An 8,007-nucleotide genomic window follows, 5' to 3' on the forward strand; every position below is an offset into this window, starting at 1 on the left:
AGAAGGAAGGAAATTTTCCGGCTTTCCCAGGTAAAGATGGATAAAACCATCGGCAAGAGCGCCTATCAAAAGAAGCTGACCGAAGAACAACTGCGCCTGCGTCAAATCCAGCAGGCCTATCTGGCCACCGGCGACCGGGGGATTATCGTCTTCGAGGGCTGGGACGCCGGGGGCAAGGGCGGGACGATCCGCCGGATGAGTGCGGTCATGGATCCCCGCGGTTTCAAGGTCTGGCCCATTGCCGCGCCGCGTGACGTCGACAAGGAGCGCCACTTCCTCTACCGCTTCTGGGAGAGGGTGCCGCCGGTCGGCGCCATCTCGGTCTTCGACCGCTCCTGGTACGGGCGGGTTCTGGTGGAGCGTGTGGAAAAGCTGGCCGCCCAGGAAGCGTGGAAGCGCGCCTACCGGGAGATCAACGAGTTCGAGCGGATGCTGATCGACGATGGTGCCCGGATCGTGAAGATCTTCCTGCACATCACGCCGGAGGAGCAGCTCACCCGCTTTGAGCAGCGCCTGGCCGATCCCATGAAGCGCTGGAAGCTGACCTATGAAGACTTCCGCAACCGCAATCGCCGGCCGGACTATGAAAAGGCGATCGACGACATGATCACGCGCACCTCGACGGTACGGGCGCCCTGGCACGTCATCGCCGCGAACGACAAGAAGTACGCCCGGATCGAAGCCCTGAGGGTGGTCACGGAGACCCTGTCCCGCGGTGTCGACCTCGGCCCTCGGCCCATGGACGAGGAGGCCAAGGCGCTGGCGCGGGCCGTGTTCGGGAGTTTGCCCGATGGCCTATGAGGGTGGGCTGGAGCTCTCCGCGGTCTTGCCGCCGCGCAGTTCCCCGGCGGCCAGCAGCGCGATCGGCAGCCACAGGGTGATCCACTCACGCCCCAGGTTCTGCAGCAGGCTGCGTGAATCGAAGAGCGAGGCGCCGAATCCGTAGGCCAGCAGCATGAGGTAGATGGCCTGGCCGCGGCGCAGCCGCCCCAGGGCGAGCCAGAGCGCATAGCCGATCAGCGCGGTGAACAGCAGGGTGGCCGGCAGGCCGCCGTAGATCTGGTTGGCCAGGACCAGGTTGTGCGGCGAACGCTGGGGGCCTTGCTTGCCGGTGAAGGTGATGTCCGTGAGGCTGCCGTAGCCGAACCAGGGGCGCTCGGCGATAGCCGCCAGAGCCTGCTGCCACAGTTCGAAGTGGCCGCTCTGGGCTCTTTCGTAGAGCAGCGTAATCGGTCGTTGATCCGTCAGGACCGCGGCAAGGGCCGCGGCGGCGGTCAGGGCGAGGACGGCGAGCGCGATCCGCCGGTCGGCGGTCAGCAGACCGAGGGCTAGGGCGAGCGTCAGGGCCAGCAAGGGGCCCCGGCTGCTCGTCAGCAGCATGAACAGGACACAAATGGCGATCACGCCGAGCCACAGAAGGCGTTCCGGCCAGCTCGCGGCGCGCGGCAGCAGGACGAAGGCGCTCAGCAGGGCCACGAAGCCGTAAAGCGTCGCCCCGATCACCGGTTGGGAAGCGAGCCCGAAGGCGGTGAAGCGCCATCCCTGAGTATTCAGGCCGGACGCCGCGCCGGCGAAGAGCACCAGCAGCGTGGCCGCAGCGGTCAAGGCGAGCCAGAAGGACAGCCGCCGCTCCAGGCCGGGCTCGCGGGCGGCCAGCAGCACGGTAATGGCGAAGAAGACGGCCAGCAGCGCCGTTACGCGCAGCAGATCGGCCATCTCGTCCCAGTCGAAGCCCTCGCCGAAGAATCCTGCGGCCAGGAAATAGCCGGCGTAGACCGCCGCCAGGCGAACCAGTCGCGAATCCCAAAGGCGGCCGGCGTCGAGCGCGTAGAGGTTTACCAGGAAGACCGGCAGGCCCAGGACGTAGAAGAGGTTACGGTGCCCGCGAGTCTCCAGCACGAAGGCGGCGCAAAGCAGCAGGATGTAGACCGCCGAAAGGACATCGATGCGCGTGACTACGCGATAGAGCTTTCTTGCGGGGGTAGGTCCGCTGCGGGTTCCGTGTTCTCTGTCGGCCAAGGATAGGACTCGGAAGGGGGCTGGGCGAAACTGCGTTCCAGGATGTACTTCGCGACGCGGTGCGACGCAAACATGGAATGGGCGGCGCGCCAGCCGGCCTCGGCGACGCTGCGGCGCCGTGCATCCTGACGGGCGAAGTGGTCCAGCTTGTCGACCAGCTCCTCCAGGCCATCGAAAAAAGCGATCTGGTCTTCGCTGAACAGGTCCTGAAATCCGGTGCTGCGCGAGACGAAGGTCAGCAGGCCGTTGCCCAGCAACTGGCTCATGCGGTCGGAGGCATAGAGGTAGACGTTGTCCGGACGGCTCATGTTGAAACCCATGCGGGCGTTGTTCATGGCCTCCAGGAAGGCTGCCCCGCGCAGCGGGGGGCTGCCCGGCAAGCCGCGGATGTCGGCTTTCAGCGCGGGCAGTCGCTCCAGCGCCTGCTGCAGGAACTGCACCCTCGCGTCGCCGCCGGGGCTGACGGCGAAGAAGAGGTCGAAGTCCTGATCGCTGTGCGCGAAGGCGCGGCCGATGTCGATCGCCGGGTCCACCGGGTTCGGCATGAAGTAGACCTTGGCGCGACGGTCAGGTGCCACGCCGTGGATCGGGGCGGCCGTGGTGACGAAGATGGCATCGACGCTGTCTGCGCGGCGCAGCAGGCGCCCGCGGTTGGCCGCGTCGGTCAGAGTGTCGACGTTGCGAAAGGCAATGCGCAGGCCGGGGTTCTCTTGGCGCAGGGTCTCCAGCGTCGCGTTCTCGATGATCTCGCAATGGCCCATCAGCAGCAGGTCCGGGCGGAAGTTGCGGGCGGTCTCGATCAGCTTGCGGTTTGCGGCGCGCCGCCCCGGGCCGGTGGAGAGGAAGGGAGTGGAGCCGCGCGCCACCTCGCGGTCGTTGAAGACATGCAGGTTGCAGCCCAGGCGGATAAAGCCGTGCAGCAGCTTGGGCATGATCATGTAGTAGTCTTCGCCCAGTTCGCGCCCGAAAACGTTGCCGACAACTAGGACCTTGCGGCCGGTGTGATCGCGGGAGGGCAGGGGCGAGGCGTTCATGAAGGCCGGTATGGTTGTGCGGGGCGACTCGGCGCAGCTTAGACTAAATGGCCGCCGCGCCGGTGCAAGAGGCTTGGCGCCGGGGCCGCCAGGGGCGCTTTGTCGTTGCCAAATGCGGGGCGAGACCCTAGGTTTTCCGCGCATCGGGGCGTAGCTCAGCCTGGTAGAGTGCCTGCTTTGGGAGCAGGATGTCGGAGGTTCGAATCCTCTCGCCCCGACCACCCGACACATCTCCCGGGGCCGCCGGACCCGCCGCGGCGCCGGCACAGCATCAGCCGGGAGCAAATTCATGGCGCTCGCCAAGCTCGATCACGTCAACCTCCGCACCGCCCGCCTTGCGGAAATGTGCGCGTTCTACATCGAGGTTCTGGGCATGACCGAGGGCCCGCGCCCGGCCTTCGGTTTCGGCGGCGCCTGGCTCTACTGCGGCGGCGAGGCGACGGTGCATCTGGTGGAGGTGGCCCGACAGCCGGCCCCCGAGGGGGAGCTGCGCCTGGAGCACTTCGCCTTCCAGGCCTCGGGCCTGGCGGATTTCCTGGCCCTGCTGAAGGCGCGCGGCGAGGCCTACCGCATCGGCGTCATCCAGGACTTCGGCATCATCCAGGTCAATATCCACGACCCCGACGGCAACCACATCCACGTGGACTTCGCCGCCGCCGAGGCCGCCGAGGTGCCCGACGAGCCGGCTCTGGCCCAGCTTTAAGGCCATCAAAGTCGTTGCGTGGGGCCGGTCAGCGGCTATCATGCGGCGCGAATCAAGCGGCGCCGGACCGGCGGTCCGGGCCGCAGAAAGACGCTGATTTTCAGGACGTTGATCCTCAAGGGGTGCAGGGGCAGCCATGCAAGTACGCATCTTTCAGCCGCCGAAGACCGCGATGCAGTCGGGACGGGCCACCACCAAGCAGTGGACCATGGAGTTCGAGCCCCAGGCCGCCCGCGAGGTCGAGCCGCTGATGGGCTGGACGTCCTCCGCCGACACCCGCGCTCAGCTGCGCCTGCGCTTCGACACGCTGGAGGAGGCGATCGCCTACGCGCAGAAGGAAGGCCTCATGTACAACGTCGAGCGGCCGCACGAAAGAAAAGTAAAACCAAAGGCTTACGCGGATAATTTCAGATACGACCGCCTGGGCCGCTGGACCCATTGAGGAACGCCGCGGGGCATCGGGCCGCGCGGCTCGCCAGTGACCCGGAGCAAGCCTCCCAGCGCCCGTAGCTCAGTTGGATAGAGCACGTGCCTTCTAAGCATGGGGTCGCAGGTTCAAGTCCTGCCGGGCGCACCAACTTTCAGACTTTTTGGGAATCGGCTTTCAGACTTTTCAGTGCCCTGTTCCTGGCCTGTTCGCGGGCAGCCTGGGCTTCGCCGGCCCGCCGGCGCCGCGTGTAGAAGCGCTGGGTGCCAATACGGGCATGCTGAAGCAGGCTCTGAATTTCCTCGGCCGAGGCCCCGCCATCGTCTGCTTCCTGTCCCGCCTCGTGGCGTAGGTTGCCGGCTTTGAGTTCCTCTGGCAGGCCAGCCTTCTTGCGGATCTTCTGGACCCAGGCGGCAAAGTTCCGCCTGGTATAGCGTTCGCCGGTCTCCTCGCTGACGACTATGCCTCCACGGCGCTCTTCCTCCGGGATGGCATCCAAGAGCTCCCGGGCCCATTGGGATAGGGGGATGAGATTGCCGACACCGGTCTTTTGGCGAGCCATGTCGAGTTCGCCCTCCTCGGGTCGGTACACGGGCCGGCCTTCGTTATAAAGCTGCATGACACCGTCTTCACCTTGCGGCCACTCAAGGGCCAAGACGTCGACGGGGTTTTGTGCGGAGTCGTAGATAAGGGCCACAGCCGGGCCGACTGACGGCCGGCCGATCTCGACGGCTTTTTCATAGAAGGCGAGGACCCGGGGCCAAGTCCAGGGCACATAGCTTTGCTTGGCAGGCAGATGTATTTTCATCTTGCTGGCCGGATTCTGTCCCTTGTACCAGCCTTCATCGATGCAGAAGCTGTAGAACGCCCGTAGGGTCTTGATGACCTTAACTGCGTTCGAGAACTTGCCGTCTGCCTGAAGCTGTTCCCGCCATCTTTTGACGTGGCGCCGTTCAAGTGCTCTGAGGTCTTTATCTCCGATGCAGGCCTCGATGATTTTCAGGCCCTCGTGGTGATAATTCATGGTCGCGGGCTGCTTGGGCTTGCCGTCGGCCTTCGTGCAGAAGTCCCGACTTTGGCGCCATTTTTCAGCCGCCCATGAGACGCTGTAGGGCCGCATCTGGGAAGAAGCCTTCTTGAGGCCCGACTTTGCGTCATAGTAGAGGCGCCAGCCCTTCAAGTACGCCTCAATGCGAACGGTTCCGAGCTCACAAGGCGGGCTTATCAGCCTCACTTTTCCCCTCGGCTGCCAGTAAAAACCAGACCTTTTCTCAATGACATAGGGCGGCTTCTTGCCTCCTAGGTCTGTCTCGGTCACTCCGCAAACTCCTTGTCGAGCTCGGCCTTCATAATTCTAATTGAGTCAGCATAACCGAAATGGCGAGCGAGGAACTTATCAATCGCCGGTCGGTAGTACTTCCCGGTTTTTGCGTCCGGTCGAGGGAAGCCAGGCGTGTCACGCCACTCTTTGAAAGTGCGGTCCAAGTTGCCGCTGGACTGGGCGCAGTCGAGGTAACTGGCCAACGTCCTGGGCGTCATCAATTGGGGCCAATTAGGCGCGAAACGCTGACGCCCCGGCGAAATTTCCTGCTTTTCTGGCATCCTGCACTACTGCCCCACGGTAAGTGTTCTTAGCCGAAAGCGGTCTTTCGAGGGCTTCTTTGGCCTTCAGTTGGCTCACGGCGGTGGCGAGTTGGCGCCACTGACGGCGCTGGGTTCGTCCAAGAAATGGTTGATCAGTAGTCCGGATCGCATTTGCCAAGGGTAGAATCTGGTCCATTAATAGGAGGTTTATGAGTCACAAGATCTAGCGCCCTGGTTGCATTTTGGCGCCATATATTGTGCGTAAAGGGGCCGTGCGGATGGTACTGGGAAGGAGGCGCTGATCGAGCAGCCTCGCCCCATTCTCTCGGCGAATTCGCCATGCGGCTCCAATCGGTGAGAATACATTGGTATTCGCTGGCAAAGGCGGGAAATCCGTAACCGGATTACGTCTTGAGTCCGTAATCCGGTTACGGTAAACTGCGACAAAGCTTTGGAGGGCACCATGACAGACCGTACGGCCGCGCGGCGGGTCCAGAAATATCGGAAACGTCAGAAGAGAGATCGTGGCATCAACCGAGTTGAAGTCCAGGTGCCCGCCCTTGCTACTGAAGATGTCAGGCTATTGAGCAGGAAGCTTAAAGGTGTGTTCGAGAAGGCATCGGAGGCGGAGAGGCAGATCAGGTTCATACTTGCGACAATCAATGCTCCGCGCCCTTACCCCATCGATGCCAAAAGCTTTGTTCATTGTTTGACGACGGGCCAACCTGAGACGAGGTGGCTTCCTCATATCGAAGCCTTTTTTGACGAAGTTTCAGTGGAGGCCATTCACGACCTTGTGCTGGCGGGTGTCGTCAGCTTTGAGGACCTATACAGAGCTGCGCGCAGCTGGGGAGTAACGGATGCCAGGAACGTCAGCTGGATCAAGGAAATGGCAGACTTCCGACTGGCGAAGATTGCTGCATGATGCCATCGCGCTGCTCGACACACTGACGGAAACGCCGAAATGGACGTTCGGCGGCGGTACGGCTCTAGCTGTCTTCTACGAACATCGCGTCAGTTACGACATCGATATCTTCGTCTCGGACGCTGAAGCCGTTACCGCTCTATCCCCGAGCAAGAATCCAACGACAAAGGAGCTTCTTGGGGAACATAGCTATCAGTTCCCAGGGCATTATCTGAAGCTGGAACTGGAACAAGGCGAGATCGACTTCATCGTTGGGGGAAGGCGAACGGACGAGCCGACTCAGCCGTGGGAGTTTGAAGGCAGAACCATTCTCATTGACACGCCATGGGAAGCGGCCATCAAGAAAATCTTCTACAGGCCGTCACACTTCAAGGTGCGCGACGTCTTCGACCTGGCAGCAGTTATCGATCATGATGGAGAGAGATTGAGGTCGTGCCTGCCCGATGTAGAAGACAAGCTCGGTAAGTTGCTGGATCGCATCGACGCGCTTTCTTCCAGCTACGAAACCCTGGTGGCCGAAGACGTTAATCCAACGGAACGTGGTCAAAAATACCTAACGAAGACCGCTATTGAGGCAACCATGGTCTTCTTAAACGACTGGACGCATCGAACACGCTCAACAGGCTGAGCTGGTCCCCTTCGGTGAATCCGATCTCGGGATGCGTCGCGATTGGCTGACGCCCTCATCCGGAGGCTTCGCGATCGCAATGCGCTCTCGGACGTTCTTTGAGTCATGCTACAGCCACCTATAAAGGAAATTGAAAGCAGCCAATGAAGCAGACCTACTTGTAGCTCACTAGAAGATATCTCGGACCGGAGGCGCAATGTTTAAGGCAATTCCTCCCGCACGCAGTAAGAGCGAGGTGAACCGCGCAGGCAACCGCATCCGAGCGGCGGGTGGCGATCCTGAACCGCGAGACATCGAGATTGTAGAGAACTGGCGCGCTAGCCATCTATGGGTGCTGAACACGTTCCAAGCCAGCCTGCGACGCAGGGCCAAAGACAGGCCCATAACCGTTGCCCAGCGGCTTAAGCGTAGGAACACTATTTTTGACAAGCTCCGCAGAGAACCAGCGATGCAGCTGGCGCGCATGCAAGACATTGCAGGATGCCGATTTGAGGCGATGCCAATTTCTGAAGTGATTTCAATGGGATGAATGGTGCCGCCGGGGTGAATTGAACAGCCGCCCCCACCCTTACCTGGGGTGGGGGCGCGGCGCGGTTTCCGCTCAGGCCAGCCGCGAAAAGCCCCCCCCCCCCGGGGCCCGGGGGGGGTTTTGGCGGGCTCTCCCCCCCCCCCCGGGGGTGGGGCGGG

General features: G+C 62.3%; 10 protein-coding genes and 2 tRNA genes. 8 read left to right on the top strand and 4 right to left on the bottom strand.

The features are described 5' to 3' along the window. The first annotated feature begins 36 nt into the window (after nucleotides 1–36). Nucleotides 37–801 (top strand): polyphosphate kinase 2 family protein, encoded by a 765-nt coding sequence (locus tag H7X47_RS25100; RefSeq protein WP_227010798.1) that lies wholly within the window; start codon nucleotides 37–39, stop codon nucleotides 799–801. Here H7X47_RS25100 and H7X47_RS25105 read toward each other — a convergent pair. After that, entirely contained in the window at nucleotides 796–2,019 is a 1,224-nt protein-coding gene (locus H7X47_RS25105) for an O-antigen ligase family protein (RefSeq protein ID WP_193371531.1), read from the bottom strand. The genes H7X47_RS25100 and H7X47_RS25105 overlap by 6 nt on opposite strands. Then, entirely contained in the window at nucleotides 1,956–3,053 is a 1,098-nt protein-coding gene (locus tag H7X47_RS25110) for a glycosyltransferase family protein (protein ID WP_193371532.1), read from the bottom strand. Before H7X47_RS25110 ends, H7X47_RS25105 begins: the two co-directional genes overlap by 64 nt. A 144-nt stretch (nucleotides 3,054–3,197) precedes the next feature. On the opposite strand from H7X47_RS25110, the gene H7X47_RS25115 reads away from it, so the two are divergent. From H7X47_RS25115 to H7X47_RS25130, 4 genes are all read left to right on the top strand, one after another. Beyond that, nucleotides 3,198–3,274: transfer RNA gene (locus tag H7X47_RS25115), tRNA-Pro, on the top strand. A gap of 68 nt (nucleotides 3,275–3,342) precedes the next feature. Then, complete coding sequence (locus tag H7X47_RS25120; RefSeq protein ID WP_193371533.1) at nucleotides 3,343–3,756, top strand: VOC family protein; 414 nt, start codon at nucleotides 3,343–3,345, stop codon at nucleotides 3,754–3,756. A gap of 136 nt (nucleotides 3,757–3,892) precedes the next feature. Then, nucleotides 3,893–4,198 carry an ETC complex I subunit gene (locus H7X47_RS25125; protein WP_193371534.1) on the top strand — a complete coding sequence of 102 codons (306 nt, stop codon included), beginning with the start codon at nucleotides 3,893–3,895 and terminating at the stop codon, nucleotides 4,196–4,198. Nucleotides 4,199–4,256: 58 nt separating this feature from the next. Then, nucleotides 4,257–4,333: transfer RNA gene (locus H7X47_RS25130), tRNA-Arg, on the top strand. A gap of 4 nt (nucleotides 4,334–4,337) precedes the next feature. Here H7X47_RS25130 and H7X47_RS26405 read toward each other — a convergent pair. Together H7X47_RS26405 and H7X47_RS25140 are read right to left on the bottom strand one after the other, a co-directional pair. Next, entirely contained in the window at nucleotides 4,338–5,501 is a 1,164-nt protein-coding gene (locus tag H7X47_RS26405; protein ID WP_193371535.1) for a tyrosine-type recombinase/integrase, read from the bottom strand. Further along, nucleotides 5,498–5,785 (bottom strand): hypothetical protein, encoded by a 288-nt coding sequence (locus tag H7X47_RS25140; protein ID WP_193371536.1) that lies wholly within the window; start codon nucleotides 5,783–5,785, stop codon nucleotides 5,498–5,500. The genes H7X47_RS26405 and H7X47_RS25140 overlap by 4 nt, the downstream gene beginning before the upstream one ends. Before the next feature lie 445 nt (nucleotides 5,786–6,230). Between H7X47_RS25140 and H7X47_RS25145 the strand changes: the two genes are divergently transcribed. The 3 genes from H7X47_RS25145 to H7X47_RS25155 all read left to right on the top strand — a co-directional run bounded on the left by H7X47_RS25145 (nucleotide 6,231) and on the right by H7X47_RS25155 (nucleotide 7,849). Further along, nucleotides 6,231–6,692 carry a hypothetical protein gene (locus tag H7X47_RS25145; RefSeq protein ID WP_193371537.1) on the top strand — a complete coding sequence of 154 codons (462 nt, stop codon included), beginning with the start codon at nucleotides 6,231–6,233 and terminating at the stop codon, nucleotides 6,690–6,692. Next, a complete protein-coding gene (locus H7X47_RS25150; RefSeq protein WP_193371538.1) occupies nucleotides 6,682–7,320 on the top strand; it encodes a nucleotidyl transferase AbiEii/AbiGii toxin family protein in 639 nt (212 codons plus the stop codon). The genes H7X47_RS25145 and H7X47_RS25150 overlap by 11 nt, the downstream gene beginning before the upstream one ends. A 196-nt stretch (nucleotides 7,321–7,516) precedes the next feature. Continuing rightward, on the top strand, nucleotides 7,517–7,849 hold the full coding sequence (locus H7X47_RS25155; RefSeq protein ID WP_193371539.1) for a nucleotidyltransferase family protein: 333 nt from the start codon (nucleotides 7,517–7,519) through the stop codon (nucleotides 7,847–7,849). The last annotated feature ends 158 nt before the right edge of the window (nucleotides 7,850–8,007 follow it).

It is taken from the genome of Pelagibius marinus, assembly GCF_014925385.1.
Taxonomy (GTDB): domain Bacteria; phylum Pseudomonadota; class Alphaproteobacteria; order Kiloniellales; family Kiloniellaceae; genus Pelagibius; species Pelagibius marinus.